We start from the raw sequence: 14,645 nt of genomic DNA, 5'->3' as shown, positions 1-14,645 counted from the left end.
TGATGTGACTCACAAGTAACGAGCCTCGACGGCCCTGGGTTACGGGACGGCCACCACCACGGTGTTGCCCTGGAACGAGGTGCCGTCCCAGTCGTCGCACGTCACCACGACAAGCTTCGGCTCGCCGTCGGTGTCGAAGAGCCTCTTGCTGCGCTTGGCGACCTGCTCCTTGGAGAGGTCCCGCACCGACCGGACGGTGTAGTTGAACTCGTCGTTCTTGGTCCGCACGACGATCTCGTCGCCCTCGTTCACCTCGCCCAGCCGGTCGAGGATGCCGCCGCCGTTGTGCAGGGTGTGGCCGACGATCAGCACCGTGCCGTCATCCGCCCCCGGCTTCGCGCCGCCCTTCCACCAGCCCATGAGCGAGGCGTCGGCGGGCGGGGTGAGCGTGCCGTCCTCCATGGCCAGCGGCACCACGTCGGCGTGCACGTTGAGCGACTCGATCGAGACGCCGCGTACCTTGCCCTTCTTCTTCGGCACCTTCGCCAGCGCCTCGGCCGGGATCGAGGAGGTCGTCCCAGGCGGGGTCGCGTTGCTCTTCTTCGCGTCGTCGAGCTTGGTGTAGTAGTCGTAGGCGGCATAGCCGAGCACGGCCACGGCGACCACGAGGACGACCACGAAGATCTCCCCGAGGAAAGTCCTCAGGTTGGGTTGCCTGGGTCGTCGGGGAGGCTCGTGGGGGTGATAGCCGTTGCTCACTCTGCCGAGCGTGCCACAGCCTCAGCTCGTCTGCGACGGATGGCCATTCCGGCCCCTGCCCCCATCAGCAGCGCACCGACCCCGGCGAAGACATAGGACGGAGGTACGCCGCGGGTCGGGTCCGCGACGTTCGACTCCAGCCTCTCCGGGTCGATCGCAGAGCCTACGGCCGCGCCGGAGGCCGGCTCCGGGGCCTGGTCGCTCGCGTTGGCAGGGGCACCGAGAAACAGTCCGCCGGCCAGGGTGGCACCGGCGAGCGTCGCGCTGAGACGAGCGCGTGTGGACAACGTCGAATCCTCCGAGGTTCGGGCATTGATGCAACTCCGCCCCCCGCAGCTGCGATCGCAAAACTATCGGTATCTCCACGTACAGATAAAGCCAGCGGCGGCCCCAGAGGAGCCACCGCTGGCCAACAGTTCAGTAATGCTCAGACTGTGTTGATTCAGTACGAGGGCTGCGACGGGTCGATCTGGTTGACCCATGCCACCACGCCACCGCCGACGTGGACCGCGTCCGAGTAGCCGGCGCCCTTGGCGATCGCGAGCACCTCGGCGCTGCGTACGCCGCTCTTGCAGTGGAACACGAGCGGCTTGGCACCATCGCCGGTGAGCTCGGCGACCTGCGGGATCGCGTTGCCGTTGAGGAACTCGCCCTTGGGGATCAGGACGGCGCCGGGGATCTTGTTGATCTCGTACTCGTTCGGCTCGCGCACGTCGACGAGGACGAAGTCGCGGCTGCCCTCCTCGCGCTCCTTGATCATCTCGGAGAGCTGGTTGACCGAGATGGTCGAGCCGGCAGCGGCGTCGGCCGCCTCGGTGGAGATCGCACCGCAGAAGGCGTCGTAGTCGATGAGGTCGGTGACCGTCGGGTTCTCGCCGCACAGCGCGCAGTTGGGGTCCTTGCGGACCTTCAGCTTGCGGTACTCCATCTCGAGTGCGTCATAGATCATCAGCTTGCCGACCAGCGGCTCACCGATGCCGGTCAGCATCTTGATGGCCTCGTTGACCTGGATCGAGCCGATCGAGGCGCAGAGGACGCCCAGCACGCCGCCCTCGGCGCAGGAGGGGACCATGCCCGGGGGCGGGGGCTCCGGGTAGAGGCAGCGGTAGCACGGGGCGTCGTCGGTCAGGGTCGGCGCGAACACCGAAGCCTGTCCGTCGAAGCGGTAGATCGAGCCCCAGACGTACGGGATGCCCAGGAAGTACGCCGCGTCGTTGACCATGTAGCGGGTCGCGAAGTTGTCGGTGCCGTCGACGATCAGGTCGTAGCCGGTGAAGATCTCGCGCACGTTGTCGTTGTCGAGCCGCACGTCGTGCAGCACGATGTTGACGTACGGGTTGACCTCCTTGATCGCCGCGGCGGCGGATTCGGCCTTCGGCTGGCCCACCGTCGACTGCTTGTGGATGATCTGGCGCTGCAGGTTGGACTCGTCGACCTCGTCGAACTCGACGATGCCGAGGGTGCCGACGCCGGCCGCGGCCAGGTAGAGCAGGGCGGGCGAGCCGAGACCGCCGGCGCCGATGACCAGCACCTTGGCGTTCTTCAGGCGCTTCTGCCCGGCCATGCCGACGTCGGGGATGATGAGGTGGCGGCTGTAACGGCGCACCTCGTCGATCGTCAGCTCGTCAGCGGGCTCCACGAGCGGGGCTAGGGACACAACTGCTCCTCAGTTCGGGCGTACGTATGCCTACTTGAACACCGCAGGCACATCTCCATGTTCCCTCATCCGTGGACGAGACAACGACGCGTCCCGCGATCCGAGTACCAGCGGGTAGGCTGCTGGGGTGACCACGCACCAATCCGAGCTCGACCCCACTCGACCGCGAGGGGCCCGACTGCCCCGGACGGAACGACGAGCCCAGCTTCTCGACTCCGCTCTCGAGGTCTTCGTCGCCTACGGCTTCCACGCCGCCGCGATGGACGACATCGCCGAGAGGGCAGGGGTCTCGAAGCCCGTTCTCTACCAGCACTTCCCAGGCAAGCTCGATCTCTATCTCGCCTTGCTGGAGAAGTCCGCGAACGAGATCATCGACCGCTGCCGGGAGGCCCTGGCGTCGACCGACGAGAACAAGGAACGCGTGGCCCGCACCGTCGAGGTCTTCTACGACTACGTGGCCTCCGAGTCCGGCGCCTTCCGGCTCGTCTTCGAGTCCGACCTGACCAACGACCCCGCCGTACGCGAGCAGGTCGACCGGGTCACCAACGAGTGCGCCGAGGTCATCGCCGAGGTGATCGCCGAGGACACCGGCTTCGCTCCCACCGCCTCCCACCTGCTCGCCGTGGGTCTGGTCGGACAGATCCAGGTCAGCGCTCGCTACTGGCTCCACAACAACGGCGAGCTCTCCCAGGCCGACGCGGCGCGTCTCGTCGCCGGGCTCGCCTGGCGCGGCATCGGCGGCTATCCCAAGACCGACTGAATCCACTCGAAGTTCCGCTCGTAGCGCAACAGCGGGGTTCCTCACGGTCCGTGTGAGAGGATTCCGGAGCATTGATCGACCCATCGCAAGGAGGACCCGTGGAGGTCAAGATCGGCGTCCAGCAGGCCGCCCGTGAGCTCGTCGTAGAGACCGAGGAGTCCAGCGAATCGGTGGAGAAGCTCATCGCCGACGCCCTCGGCGGCGGCGCTGTGCTCGCTTTGACCGACAGCAAGGGCCGCAAGGTCATCGTCCCGACCGAGAAGCTCGCCTATATCGAGATCGGCCCGGCCAAGGTCGGCAAGGTCGGATTCGCCGGCTGAACCCACTCCGGGCTGCACTACTCAGGGATGGCCCTGATTCCGGTGACGAACTTCCGAGTTTGAGCCATGTTGTCCGTGCATTCCAGTCCCAACAGGTGCAATATCAAACGATGGGCGCATTCATGGCGCCACTCACAACCTGAAGGGAAAAGGCATGATCTCTACGATCCTCGTCACCCTCATCGGCGGCGTCATCATTGGTGCCCTCGGCAAGTTCTTCGCGCCGGGCGATAAGGACAACATTCCGTTCTGGCTGACGATTGTCTGCGGTATCGGCGGCATGCTGATCGGCAGTTTCGTCTACTGGTTCGTCTTCGGCCAGAACAACGGGCCGTTCGACGGCCATGCGGCTACGTGGGACAACGCAACCAACGGCATTGACTGGTGGCGTCACATCTGGCAGGTCGTGATCGCTGCCGTTCTGGTGGTCATCGCCTCCGGTGTCACCGGAAAGTCCAAGGCCTGAGTCTCGTCCAGGTCACTTCGAAGCGGTCCCGCCCCTGTGGGGTGGGACCGCTTCTGTTGTTGCAGCCGGCTTCACCAGTTGGGCTGCGCCGGCGGCTCCGGCGGGACCACGTCCGAGGGCCGGATGACGTAGACGATCCGCCCGGAGCGTGCCCAGGCACGGTCGAGCTCGCCGATGTCGTACGTCGCCCGCACCTCCGCGTCGCTGACGATCCTGTGGGAGGCGGGGTCGTGGACGACTGGGTCGCCAGCCTCGTCGAAGCCGGTCAGCACGAGCAGATGACCGTTGGTGACGTACCCGGCGCCGGTCAGCTCGCCGGCCTGGTGCGAGACGGCCAGCACGAGCGGGATCCCGGCCTCGAGGAACCGGGCGGCCTCGGCGAAGGAGCGGAGCCTGGTGACGTACGCGACCAGCCCCCGGGCGCCCGCATAGGCGGTGTTGAAGGCCCAGTTGCCTGCGCCACCGAAGGACTCGTCGTAGACCTCCCGGACGGTGAAGGGCACCTGCGGGTCGGGAGTCTCGTAGTCCACCCAGGCCGTCTCGGCAGGCGTCGGCCCGGCGCCCCAGAAGTCGGCGATCATCGCGGTCGAGGCAGCACTGCACCAGGACTGCCCGCCACCGTCCCAGTGCGGATAGCGGTCGCGGTGGAGCTGCTGCGAATAGGCGGGTACGCCACCCACCACCGCCCCGCGAGGCACGGCCCCCGGGGCCGGCGCTGAGCCCCGGGCATCGGCCGAGACCATCGCCCCGAGCAGGCTCGCCTGCGGCAGGCTCCCGGCGGGGCCGTGCAGGCTCAGCCGCAACGAGAACTCCGTGAACCTGCGCCCGCCCCGCCCCAGGATGGTGTCGTCGGACGCGACCGCGACCGGGTCGTCCTGACCGGCGACGGACGTGGATGTGAAGGCTGGGTCCGAGGACCAGCGAGCCAGCGTCAGCCAGCCGCTCCGCTCCCCCGTCTCGGCGACCACCTGAGCCGCGACCTCCACCCAAGTCCCGGGCGGGGTCACCACGTTCCAGGAGGCGACCAGCTCGTCGAAGCAGAACCCGGGACTGACCTCGGGAGACGTCCACACACCGGCTTCGGGGACGATCTGCGTCCCTGCCCAGCCGGTCCAGCGGATGTCAGTGCTCAAGCCCGAGCTTGCCCATTCGCTCGACGTGACGCTGGGTGAGCCGGGTGAGCATCTCGCCGATGGTGCCGAGGTCGAGACCGGGGAGGTGGCCACCGGCGATCAGCTCGCTGAGCCCCTCACGGGTGGCCGCGACCTGCTGCGCCTGGGTGATCGCCTCGCCCATGAGGCGACGGCCCCACAGCGCCAGGCGTCCGCCGATGAGGTGATCGGCCTCGATGCCGGCCCGCACCCGGTCGACGATGAAGTCGGCCCGCCCGGCGTCCTCGAGGGTGGTGACCACGAGCTTGTGGGTGTCCTCGTCGAGGAAGCCGGCGACCTCGCGGTAGAAGTCGTTGGCGAGCCCGTCACCGACGTACGCCTTGACCAGCGACTCCCACCAGTCCGCGGGCTTGGTGTGGATGTGGAACTCGTCGAACCCCTCACGCAGCGGTTCCATGGCCGCGTACGGGTCGGTGCCGAGCTCCGCCAGCCGGTCGAGGACCGGCTGGATCTTGGCGTGCTGAGCGGCCGCCATCGCGAGCAGAGCCGTCTTGTCTTCCAATGAGGGCGCCATCTTGGCGTCGTCGGTCAGCCGCTCGACAGCCGAGACCTCGCCATAGGCGACCGCCCCGAGAAGGTCGATGACGGCAGCCTTGTAAACAGGATCACCGAACGGATCCTGAGGGCCCGTGAACTCTGACGATGCAACCACGGGAGAACCCTACCGATAGAATGCCTTTTGACCGACCCAGCGCCGCTGTAATGCACTTCATATCGCGGTGGTCTGGTTCCCGTATGTGCGCGGCGTGGCACTCGCTCAAGCTCGAGACACCCGTGAGTCGCTCGCCGCATTCGATGAGACAAGCGAGTAGCGACGAATCATGACAACGTTCAAGGAGCTCGGGGTTCATCCCGAGATCTGCGCTCCCCTCGAGCGCAAAGGCATCACCACCCCCTTCGCCATCCAGGAGATGACCCTCTCGGTCGCCCTGCAGGGCACCGACCTGATCGGCCAGGCCCGCACCGGCTCCGGCAAGACGCTGGCCTTCGGCATCCCGGTGGTGCAGCGCAGCGTGTCCCCCAAGGACCGCGACTACATCGACCTTCCGCAGGGCAAGCCGCAGGCTCTGATCGTGGCTCCGACCCGCGAGCTGGCCATGCAGGTCTCGGCCGAGATCTCGCTGATCTCCGAGGACCGCGGCCTCCGCGTGCTGACCGTCTACGGCGGCGCCGGCTACGACCCCCAGCTCGACGCGCTGGAGAAGGGCGTCGACATCGTGGTCGGCACCCCCGGCCGCCTGATCGACCTGGCCAACCGGAAGGTCCTCGACCTCTCCCACGTGCACGCCCTCGTCCTCGACGAGGCCGACGAGATGCTCGACCTCGGGTTCCTGCCCGACGTGGAGAAGCTCGTCACCCTCACCCCGGAGACCCGCCAGACGCTGCTCTTCTCGGCCACCATGCCGGGTGCGATCGTGGCGCTGGCGCGCTCCTACATGCGCCACCCGATGAACATCCGCGCCGAGTCCGCGAGCGAGCGCGAGACCGTGCCCGCCACCGCGCAGTTCGTCTACCAGGCCCACGACCTCGACAAGCCCGAGATGATCGGCCGCCTGCTGCAGTGCGAGGACCACGACAAGGTCGTCGTCTTCGCCCGCACCAAGCGGCAGGCACAGCGCGTGGCCGACGACCTCGCCGAGCGCGGCTTCCCGGCTTCTCCCCTGCACGGCGACATGCAGCAGGCCGCCCGCGAGCGGGTGATGCAGAAGTTCCGTGACGGCAAGGTCGAGGTCCTGGTGGCCACCGACGTCGCCGCCCGCGGCATCGACGTCACCGGCGTCTCCCACGTGGTCAACTACACGACCCCCGACGACGAGAAGACCTACGTCCACCGCATCGGCCGCACCGGCCGCGCCGGCGCCTCCGGTGTCGCGGTCACGTTCGTCGACTGGGCCGATCTCCACAAGTGGAAGATGATCAACAAGGCTCTCGACCTTCCCTTCGACGAGCCGCAGGAGACCTACTCCTCCTCGGAGCACTTCCTCCACGACATGGGCATCCCGAAGGGCACCAAGGGCCGGATCAAGGCCGCCGCGCCCGCGAAGCCCAAGGACAAGGACTCCGACAAGGACGGCGAGAAGCGCGAGCGCGCTCCCCGCAACCGCGACCGTCAGCGCACCCGTTCGCGCGGCGGCCAGGTCGTCGACAAGTCTGCCGCTCCGGCCGCCGCCGAGTCCGCTGAGTCGACGAAGCCCGCCGACGGCGAGGCCAAGTCCGAGGGCTCCGCTCCCCGTCGCCGCCGGCGCCGCCGTTCGTCGGGCGGTTCCGCGCCCAAGGCCGACGCCTGAGCCTGCCTAAGGGATCACGACCACCTTGGTGCCGAGCCGCGCGAAGCGCCACATCGCCTTCGCGTCCGGCTCGGCCTGGCGGATGCACCCGTGCGACAGCGGGGTGCCGAGCTGGGCGCGGGTCTGCACGCGCTTGCCCTTGTCCACCGGGATGTTGTGGAAGCCGATCGCGGCGCGGGGGCCCTTGGTGAAGCGTACGAACCACTTCATCCGGCCCGAGTCGTCGATCCCCCTCGCGTGCTCGGAGCGGGAGAAGACCTTGTAGTTGCCGGGCTCGAGGTTGTCGTAGATGCTGCCTGAGACCGGATAGGTACGCCGCGTCCGGTCGGCCGCGGAGACGATCCAGACCCGCTGGCGGCTGATCGAGAAGACCGCCCGGCGACCGGTGCCGGAGTCGTCCGGAAGCACCTTCTCCGCGGCGGCGGTCCGCGCGTCGATGTGACGGTCGATCGCGGCCTCACGCTGGCTGTCGTGCGGCCAGACCGGGGTGCGGGCCCCGCCGCTGTCTGCGCCCAGCTTCATCCCGCTGTCGGCCATGCTGGGCCGGCCGTTGGCCACCGGCTCGGCGATGACCTCCATCCCGACATACAGACCGGCCGACGTCAGCAAGGACGCGGCGAAGAGCATCTTGGTGCGCCGGAGAGGCCGAGATCTCATGTGGCGCGCAGTGCGGCTCACTTCTCCATCACGCGCCCGAGTCCCCCTACGAAATCCACGTCGAACATCATCCAAACACGTATCACCGCAAGTCAACTGTCACACGACAGACAGAAACCGTGATTCCGCGTGTGAACCGACGGCCCGGCGCCTGGATCTCCCCCGCGACCGGTGGTGGCAGGATTGCCCCATGTCGAACCCCACCTCCCTGGTCACCGGCGCAACCGCCGGCATCGGACTCGCCTTCGCCCAGCAGCTCGCCGCCCGCGGACACGACCTCGTCCTCGTCGCCCGTGACGAGGAGCGCCTCAACGGCGTCGCCAAGAACCTGGCGGACGCTCACGGCATCGGTGTCGAGGTGCTCCGCGCCGATCTGACCGACGGCGCCGATCTGGCCAAGGTCGAGGCCCGCCTGGCCGACGCCGACCACCCGGTCGACCTGCTGGTCAACAACGCCGGTCACGGCCTCAAGCACCGCTTCCTCGACAACACCGCCGACGAGGAGACCGCGATGGCGGAGGTGCTCGTCATCGCCCCGCTGCGCCTCTCCCACGCCGCGCTGGGCGCCCAGGTGGCCCGTGGTCACGGCGGCATCATCAACGTCGGCTCCGTCGCCTCCTACCTCCCCCGCGGCACCTACTCGGCCGCCAAGGCGTGGATCAACTCCTTCACGGAGTGGGCCCACAACGAGTACGCCGGCCAGGGCGTCAAGGTGATGGCCCTGCTGCCGGGGTTCACCAAGACCGAGTTCCACGAGCGCCTCGGCTCCGGCTACGACTCGGCCCCCTCCTGGATGTGGCTCGACGTCAACGACCTGGTCCGCGAGGCTCTCGACGACTACGACGCCGACAAGACCTTCTCGATCCCGAGCAAGCGCTACAAGGTCCTGGCCACCATGGCGCGGGTGGTCCCGTCCGGCGTACTACAGAAGTTCCAGTCGCTGGGCCGCAAGTAGGCCGGCGCGGGTCAGGCGTTCGCGATGAAGGTCGTGACCGCGTCGGCGACCATCTGAACGGCGATCGCCGAGAGGAGCAGACCGGCGATCCTGGTGATGAGCAGGACGCCGGACTCCTTGAGGACCTTGAGGATCGGGACGGAGAAGATCATCCCGAGGAGCAGGGTGAGGTGCACGACGACGAGGCCGAGGCCGAGGCCGAAGCCGTCCGCGACGGAGTCGACGTCCTGGGTGAAGACCATCGTGGCGACGATCGCACCCGGGCCGGCGAGAAGCGGGGTGCCGAGCGGCACCATCGCCACGTTGGCGCCGGCCGCGGCCACCGGGTCGTCGAAGTTGTCGGTGAGCAGCTCGAGGGCGACCAGCAGCAGAAGCAGGCCTCCGGCGCACTGCAGCGCCTCGAGGGAGATGTGCAGGTAGTGCAGGATCGCCTGTCCGAACAGCGCGAAGATCGTGATCACCAGGAAGGAGACGGCGACCGCGAGGACCGCCGCACGACGCTGCTTGCCCGGTGACTGACCGGCGGTCAGCGAGAGGAAGACCGGGATCGTTCCGACCGGGTCCATGATCACGAAGAGCGTCACGAACGTGGAGACGAAGATCTCGGTCAACGTACGACCTCGGGCGTGGCTCGTCCAGAGGCGGCCGCGGCTGCGGCGGCGCGCTCCAGGAGCCGCTCGTACTCAGCGGGTGCAGTGGTGTTCACTCCCAGATGGTGACCCACCTTCCCGGTGCCGTGGTAATCGCTGGATCCGGTCACCACGAGGTCGAGGTTGCGGGCGATCACCCGCAGCTTCTCGCGCACTTCCGGGCTGTGATCCTGGTGGTCGACCTCGAGCCCGGACAGGCCCGCGTCGACCAGTGCGGAGAGGGCTGCCTCGTCGGGCTGCTCGCGTCCGGACCGGCCCCAGGGATGGGCGATCACGGTGACTCCCCCGGCAGCGGCGACGGTGCGGATCATCGGCTCGAGCGGGGCCGCGTAACGGCTGACGTTCGCCGGTTTGCCGGCCCCGAGGTAGCGGTTGAACGCCTCGTCACGACTGCGTACGTATCCCTTCGCGACGAGCGCGTCGGCCAGGTGCGGGCGCCCGGAGGCGGCGGCATCACCGGAGACGGCGGCGACGTCCTCGAGCGACACCTCGATGCCGAGACGCGCCAGCCGGGCCAGCATCAGCGGCAGCCGTCCGTCCCGGCCGGCCAGAATTCGGGCGAGCTCGGCAACCAGCGTCGGGTGGGTCCGGTCGGGCAGGTAAGCCAGCAGGTGCACGCTGTGGCCGACGTAGTCGGTGCTGATCTCCATGCCCCGCACCAGCTCGATCCCGGCCTCGGTGGCAGCGGCTGCCGCCTCGTCCCAGCTGGCGGCAGTGTCGTGGTCGGTGATCGCGACCACATCGAGCTCCGCGGCCTTCGCCGCCCGGACCAGCTCGGTGGGCGAATCGGTCCCGTCGCTCACCCGCGAGTGAGTATGGAGGTCGATGCGCACCCGCCCATCCTAGGGCGAGTTCCACCAAGATCCACCGGGCCCACCGAAGGGCAGCTCGACCATCTGTACGCCCAGGTCCCGGACCTGGCGCAGGTGCCAGCCGTCCTGGAGCATCAGCATCGCCGTGGCCGGGCGGAAGACCAGCCACAGCCAGCGGCCGGCGGCCTCGCCGACGACCACGGACCGTTCCCACTCCTCGGCGCCGTTGGTCCACTGGGTGACCGGCCACAGCGGCACCAGCTGCCGCTGCCCGGCGACCCGGACCCTCGTCGTGGGCGGGCCGGCACAGGCGTCGATGCCCGGGTCCGGTCCTTCCGTACGCGCGCACCGCGCCCCCAGCCCGACGCCGGCCTCCTCGGTGACGACGGTCATCTCGACCGGTCCGTCGTCGGGGGTCACACCCGTCAGCGTGAGCAGCGTCGCCGCACCCTTGTTCTCGTCGCCGACCACGGCGAGGTCGGCGACCGACCAGCCCGACTCGACCGGCCAGGGAACGTAGGTGGGCACCTCACCGGCCAGCGAGAGGACCTGCACCAGGTCCTCGTAGGAGGCCGCATCGGAACGCCACACCGGGGTCACGACACCATGCTCGGGACACGACTTGCTGCCGCCGGCACCGATGCTCGCCACCGGCGTCGCGCAGCGTGGACAGCCAACCGCAAGAGCCACCCCACAACGGTGACCCGTGCCATCCGTCTGGTCAAGCGTCGGACGTGACTATGTGTTCCAGTGCTTGACGACCGGCTGCCCATGGTGGGCGTCGAGCATCGAGACGGTCGCGGTGTCGAGCCGGAAGAGACGGCCCTCGGTGACCGGGAGTCCCAGCCACACCGCGGCCAGGGCGCACAGCGCGTGTCCGTGGGAGAAGACCAGGGTGTCGCCGTCGCGCTCGCGGGCGGCCGAGACGACCCGGCCCAGCCTCTCCTGGACGGCGGCCGCGGGCTCTCCGCCGGGCGTCTTTCCGGTCCACAGGCTCCAGCCGGGGTCGGTGCGGTGGATCTCGTCGGTGGTGATGCCCTCGTAGTCGCCGTAGTCCCACTCGACCAGGTCGTCGGTGACGACCGCGTCGGGGAAGCCCGCGAGCTCAGCCGTACGCAGCGCCCGCTGTCGCGGGGAGGTCAGCACCGCGGCGTACTTCTGGTCCTGAAGGCGTGACGCGAGCACCTTGGCGGCCTCCTCCCCCTCGGGCAGGAGGGGAAGGTCGGTGTGGGAGGTGTGCCGGCCGTTGAGGGACCACTCGGTGGTGCCGTGCCTGACGAGGTAGAGGGCCATGCCCCCATCCAACCAGCCGTCGGCCCGGCCGCTGTCTCACGCCCGAGTGATGAACCGATTGACCTCGCGAACGAGTAGGTTGGGCGCCAGATCGGCAGCAGTCGAGAGCGCTCTGGCCGGGAACCCTACGGTCGTATGCACCTTCGGCACTCGCCCGCGCAGCCCCTTGCGCGGCTGCGCCATCTCCCAGACCTGGTCGGCGACGTCCTCGACGGTCAGCCGGATGCCCAGGGTCTCGTGGGAGGAGGCGGCGTTGCCTTCGAGCAGGGCGGTCTTCACCCACAGCGGCCAGACCGCCTGCACCCGGATGCCCTCCTTGCGCCACTCCAGCTCCAGCGCCTCGGTGAGCCCGCGCACGGCGTACTTCGACGCGCTGTAGGAGGCGATCTCCGGCTGCCCGTAGATCGCGCTCGCGCTGCAGACGTTGATGACGCCCGAGCCAGGGGTGGCGCGGAGATACGGGTAGGCGGTGTGGCAGCCGTTGATCACGCCGTTGACGTTGATCTCGATGGTCTGGTGGTGCTGGGCCAGGTCGACCTCGGCCAGGCGACCGGCACGCAGGATGCCGGCGTTGTTGACCAGCAGGTCGAGGCGACCGCCGGCGGCGGTTGCGAACTCCTCCAGCGCCGCGTTCCAGGACGCCGGATCGGTGACGTCGAGCGTGCCGCCGATGGCCGAGTCGGAGCCGAGGAGAGCCGCGACGTCGCGGGCCAGGTCGGCGTCGATGTCGTAGATCCCGACGAACCAGCCCTGTGCCGCGAACTTCTCGACGATCGCCTTGCCGATCCCCTGGGCCGAGCCGGAGACGAAGAGAGCCTTCTTACGTGTCGAAGCGGAGCCCGAGACGGTGTTGGCAGTCATGACGTGGTCCTTACGCAGGGATGAGCGCCCAGTAGTCGAGGTCGAGCAGCACCCCGGGGGCGTACTTGCCGCCCTCGCCGCGCAGGGTCATCGACTCGTCGCGGCCCTTGGTGGCGACCAGGCGCAAGCGGAGGGCGCCGACACCGGGAGCGTCGGTCTCCACCCGGTCGAGCACCTCGGACCAGGCGTAGACGGTGTCGCCCGCGAAGGCCGGAGAGGTGTGGGCACCGGCGTTGATCGCGGCGACGAGCTGGGCGTTGGCGAGGCCGTTGAACGACAGCGCACGGGCCAGCGAGATGATGTGGCCGCCGTAGACGAGGTTGCGGCCGTCGGGCCGCGCCTCGACGTTGAAGTGCACCTTCGCGGTGTTCTGCCACAGGCGCGTGGCCTGCTGGTGCTCGGACTCGGTGAGGGTGACCCCGTCGACGTGGTCGATCTTCTCGCCGACCTCGTAGTCGGCCAGCCGGTGCGGCTCACCGGCGGCGGTGAAGTCGTAGGAGGAGAAGTCCAGGCCCTTGGGCACGATCAGGTTCTTCGCGTCGACGGCCGCGGCCAGCTCCGGGATCACGGTCTCGGGAGCGGCGGCGTCTTGGTCCCGCTTGTGCACCATCACCCAGCGCGCCCAGTCGATGGCGACCTCGCCACGCTGGTTGGTGGCGGTCGAGCGTACGTAGACGACACCGGACTTGCCGTTGGAGTTCTGCTTGAGGCCGATGACCTCGGACTTCGTCGAGAGCGTGTCGCCCGGCACCACCGGCTGGTGGAAGCGGCACTCGGCGTAGCCGAGGTTGGCGACCGCGTTCAGCGACACGTCCGGGACGGTCTTGCCGAAGGCGATGTGGAAGCCGATCAGCTCCTCGACAGGGTGCTGCTCGAGCCCGACGGAGGCCGCGAAGGCAGCGCTCGAGGGCACCGCGAAGCGGGTCGGGTAGAGCGACCCGTACGCAGCCCGGTCGCCCTCGGTCACCGTGCGCGGCGTGGCGTGCTCGATGACCTGGCCGACCTGGAAGTCCTCGAAGAAGTTGCCGGGGTTCGTCTTGCTCATCTGCGGCCTCTCGTCGGTGAGTCTGGCGGTGCGTGGATTACCGGACGGTAACCTAGTTCAGACGATCCCGTGGAGGCGTTCCGGGATGCGTAACAGCGGCTGGTTGCGGAGGTTGTCGATGTGGCCCGGGCCGACGGCGCGGTGCACTCCTTCCTCCTCACGGACGAGCCTGGCCGGCAGGACCGAGGCCGGGTCGAACTCCTCGACGTCGGCGGTCACCGAGGCGGTCGCGGTGGTCAGCAGGCCGGCGAGATCGTCACCTGAGCGTCCCCACGAGCTGCCCTTGCCGCGACCCACCGCCTTGGCGAGCTCGTTGCGGCGGTCGGCCTGTCGGCGCAGCAGATCCAGGTCGGCGAACTTCATGTGGAGCATGAACAGCCCGGGATCGGGCACGTACGGCGCCTTGATCCCGTGGGAGGCGAGCGTCCACGCGGCCGGCACCCGCTTGACCGACGGCTTGCACATCAACGGCGCGAACTGGGCGTACGCCCGCTGCCCGACGATCGGCTTGCCGCTGACCAGCGGTCCCTCGACCGCGGTGTGGTGGACGACGTTGAGGGCGAAGGGGGCGATCACCCGCTCGGGCCGTCGGGCCAGGTAGTCGGACAGGTTGGCGTACCTCGCCGGGTCCGGGACGAGGAACTCGTCCACGTCGGTGAAGATGACCACGTCGTAGATCCCCAGGAGACCGTGGGCGACCCCGCTGGCGAGGCCCATCCGGCCGGCCTCGAAGTTACCCTTCCGGAAGCCCGGCAGGCGCTGGACCGTGCACGACAGGTCGTCGGTCGAACCGTCGGTCGAACCGTCGTCGAAGACGATCAGGTTCTCGTGACCCGCCGCTCGTCCGTAGTGGTCGACCCAGCGGGCGAGCATCTCGCCCTCGTCGCGGGCGATCGTGAGCACCGCGATCCGTGGCGGCGCGGCCGACGTGCCGCCCGCCTCCTCGGCGAGTCTGCGACGACGGCGCAGGCTCCAGCTGCTTGACAAAGAGTTCCCCCGAATATGTGTGT

Annotated in this window: 18 protein-coding genes; 5 read left to right on the top strand and 13 right to left on the bottom strand. The window is 68.7% G+C overall.

All coding sequences use genetic code 11. The features are described 5' to 3' along the window. Nucleotides 1–39: 39 nt before the first annotated feature. The 3 genes from OH802_RS10265 to moeZ all read right to left on the bottom strand — a co-directional run bounded on the left by OH802_RS10265 (nt 40) and on the right by moeZ (nt 2,356). On the bottom strand, nt 40–618 hold the full coding sequence (locus tag OH802_RS10265; protein ID WP_406027540.1) for a class F sortase: 579 nt from the start codon (nt 616–618) through the stop codon (nt 40–42). A gap of 77 nt (nt 619–695) precedes the next feature. Continuing rightward, entirely contained in the window at nt 696–986 is a 291-nt protein-coding gene (locus OH802_RS10260; RefSeq protein ID WP_378838835.1) for a hypothetical protein, read from the bottom strand. A 155-nt stretch (nt 987–1,141) separates the two neighbouring features. Beyond that, nucleotides 1,142–2,356 (bottom strand): adenylyltransferase/sulfurtransferase MoeZ, encoded by a 1,215-nt coding sequence (gene moeZ, locus OH802_RS10255; protein WP_406027538.1) that lies wholly within the window; start codon nt 2,354–2,356, stop codon nt 1,142–1,144. A 127-nt stretch (nt 2,357–2,483) separates the two neighbouring features. Between moeZ and OH802_RS10250 the strand changes: the two genes are divergently transcribed. From OH802_RS10250 to OH802_RS10240, 3 genes are all read left to right on the top strand, one after another. After that, nucleotides 2,484–3,116: a TetR/AcrR family transcriptional regulator gene (locus OH802_RS10250; protein ID WP_328529078.1), complete on the top strand. Its 633-nt coding sequence runs from the start codon at nt 2,484–2,486 to the stop codon at nt 3,114–3,116. A 98-nt stretch (nt 3,117–3,214) separates the two neighbouring features. Then, nucleotides 3,215–3,436, top strand: a complete 222-nt coding sequence (locus tag OH802_RS10245; RefSeq protein WP_091052608.1) for a DUF3107 domain-containing protein — start codon at nt 3,215–3,217, stop codon at nt 3,434–3,436. A gap of 154 nt (nt 3,437–3,590) precedes the next feature. Continuing rightward, complete coding sequence (locus OH802_RS10240; protein ID WP_406027535.1) at nt 3,591–3,902, top strand: hypothetical protein; 312 nt, start codon at nt 3,591–3,593, stop codon at nt 3,900–3,902. Between the two features lie 71 nt (nt 3,903–3,973). On the opposite strand, the gene OH802_RS10235 is transcribed toward OH802_RS10240, so the two are convergent. Together OH802_RS10235 and OH802_RS10230 are read right to left on the bottom strand one after the other, a co-directional pair. Beyond that, entirely contained in the window at nt 3,974–5,035 is a 1,062-nt protein-coding gene (locus OH802_RS10235; RefSeq protein WP_406027533.1) for a C39 family peptidase, read from the bottom strand. Further along, nucleotides 5,025–5,726, bottom strand: a complete 702-nt coding sequence (locus tag OH802_RS10230; RefSeq protein WP_406027531.1) for a ferritin-like fold-containing protein — start codon at nt 5,724–5,726, stop codon at nt 5,025–5,027. The genes OH802_RS10235 and OH802_RS10230 overlap by 11 nt, the downstream gene beginning before the upstream one ends. Before the next feature lie 169 nt (nt 5,727–5,895). Between OH802_RS10230 and OH802_RS10225 the strand changes: the two genes are divergently transcribed. Then, on the top strand, nt 5,896–7,362 hold the full coding sequence (locus OH802_RS10225; RefSeq protein ID WP_406027529.1) for a DEAD/DEAH box helicase: 1,467 nt from the start codon (nt 5,896–5,898) through the stop codon (nt 7,360–7,362). A 6-nt stretch (nt 7,363–7,368) separates the two neighbouring features. Here OH802_RS10225 and OH802_RS10220 read toward each other — a convergent pair whose 3' ends face one another. Further along, nucleotides 7,369–8,019 (bottom strand): L,D-transpeptidase, encoded by a 651-nt coding sequence (locus tag OH802_RS10220; protein WP_406027527.1) that lies wholly within the window; start codon nt 8,017–8,019, stop codon nt 7,369–7,371. 190 nt (nt 8,020–8,209) lie between these two features. On the opposite strand from OH802_RS10220, the gene OH802_RS10215 reads away from it, so the two are divergent. After that, a complete protein-coding gene (locus tag OH802_RS10215; protein ID WP_406027525.1) occupies nt 8,210–8,974 on the top strand; it encodes an SDR family NAD(P)-dependent oxidoreductase in 765 nt (254 codons plus the stop codon). Between the two features lie 11 nt (nt 8,975–8,985). Here OH802_RS10215 and OH802_RS10210 read toward each other — a convergent pair whose 3' ends face one another. The 7 genes from OH802_RS10210 to OH802_RS10180 all read right to left on the bottom strand — a co-directional run bounded on the left by OH802_RS10210 (nt 8,986) and on the right by OH802_RS10180 (nt 14,622). After that, complete coding sequence (locus tag OH802_RS10210) at nt 8,986–9,585, bottom strand: MarC family protein (RefSeq protein WP_406027523.1); 600 nt, start codon at nt 9,583–9,585, stop codon at nt 8,986–8,988. Further along, a complete protein-coding gene (locus tag OH802_RS10205) occupies nt 9,582–10,457 on the bottom strand; it encodes a PHP domain-containing protein (RefSeq protein WP_406027521.1) in 876 nt (291 codons plus the stop codon). Before OH802_RS10205 ends, OH802_RS10210 begins: the two co-directional genes overlap by 4 nt. A gap of 9 nt (nt 10,458–10,466) precedes the next feature. Then, nucleotides 10,467–11,087, bottom strand: a complete 621-nt coding sequence (locus OH802_RS10200; RefSeq protein WP_406027519.1) for a DUF6758 family protein — start codon at nt 11,085–11,087, stop codon at nt 10,467–10,469. An 87-nt stretch (nt 11,088–11,174) separates the two neighbouring features. Next, on the bottom strand, nt 11,175–11,729 hold the full coding sequence (locus tag OH802_RS10195; RefSeq protein ID WP_406027517.1) for a histidine phosphatase family protein: 555 nt from the start codon (nt 11,727–11,729) through the stop codon (nt 11,175–11,177). A gap of 36 nt (nt 11,730–11,765) precedes the next feature. Further along, nucleotides 11,766–12,590, bottom strand: coding sequence for an SDR family oxidoreductase (locus OH802_RS10190; protein ID WP_406027515.1), 825 nt, complete (start codon nt 12,588–12,590; stop codon nt 11,766–11,768). 10 nt (nt 12,591–12,600) lie between these two features. Next, the gene (locus OH802_RS10185) at nt 12,601–13,635 is read right to left on the bottom strand and encodes a MaoC family dehydratase (protein ID WP_406027513.1); all 1,035 of its coding nucleotides are present in this window, start codon (nt 13,633–13,635) and stop codon (nt 12,601–12,603) included. 57 nt (nt 13,636–13,692) lie between these two features. Continuing rightward, nucleotides 13,693–14,622: a glycosyltransferase family 2 protein gene (locus tag OH802_RS10180; RefSeq protein WP_406027511.1), complete on the bottom strand. Its 930-nt coding sequence runs from the start codon at nt 14,620–14,622 to the stop codon at nt 13,693–13,695. Between the last annotated feature and the right edge of the window lie 23 nt (nt 14,623–14,645).

This window comes from Nocardioides sp. NBC_00850 (genome assembly GCF_045207335.1).
In the GTDB taxonomy this organism is placed as follows: Bacteria; Actinomycetota; Actinomycetes; order Propionibacteriales; family Nocardioidaceae; genus Nocardioides.
Note: the sequence above shows the minus strand (reverse complement) of the source record. Positions and strands in the feature narration are given on the sequence as shown.

What these genes read in the sequence shown, in the direction of transcription:
- OH802_RS10240 (WP_406027535.1), top strand. Translation starts at nt 3,591, where the DNA reads ATGATCTCTACGATCCTCGTCACCCTCATCGGCGGCGTCATCATTGGT.
- OH802_RS10225 (WP_406027529.1), top strand. Translation starts at nt 5,896, where the DNA reads ATGACAACGTTCAAGGAGCTCGGGGTTCATCCCGAGATCTGCGCTCCC.
- OH802_RS10220 (WP_406027527.1), bottom strand. Translation starts at nt 8,019, where the DNA reads ATGAGATCTCGGCCTCTCCGGCGCACCAAGATGCTCTTCGCCGCGTCC.
- OH802_RS10215 (WP_406027525.1), top strand. Translation starts at nt 8,210, where the DNA reads ATGTCGAACCCCACCTCCCTGGTCACCGGCGCAACCGCCGGCATCGGA.
- OH802_RS10195 (WP_406027517.1), bottom strand. Translation starts at nt 11,729, where the DNA reads ATGGCCCTCTACCTCGTCAGGCACGGCACCACCGAGTGGTCCCTCAAC.
- OH802_RS10190 (WP_406027515.1), bottom strand. Translation starts at nt 12,590, where the DNA reads ATGACTGCCAACACCGTCTCGGGCTCCGCTTCGACACGTAAGAAGGCT.
- OH802_RS10185 (WP_406027513.1), bottom strand. Translation starts at nt 13,635, where the DNA reads ATGAGCAAGACGAACCCCGGCAACTTCTTCGAGGACTTCCAGGTCGGC.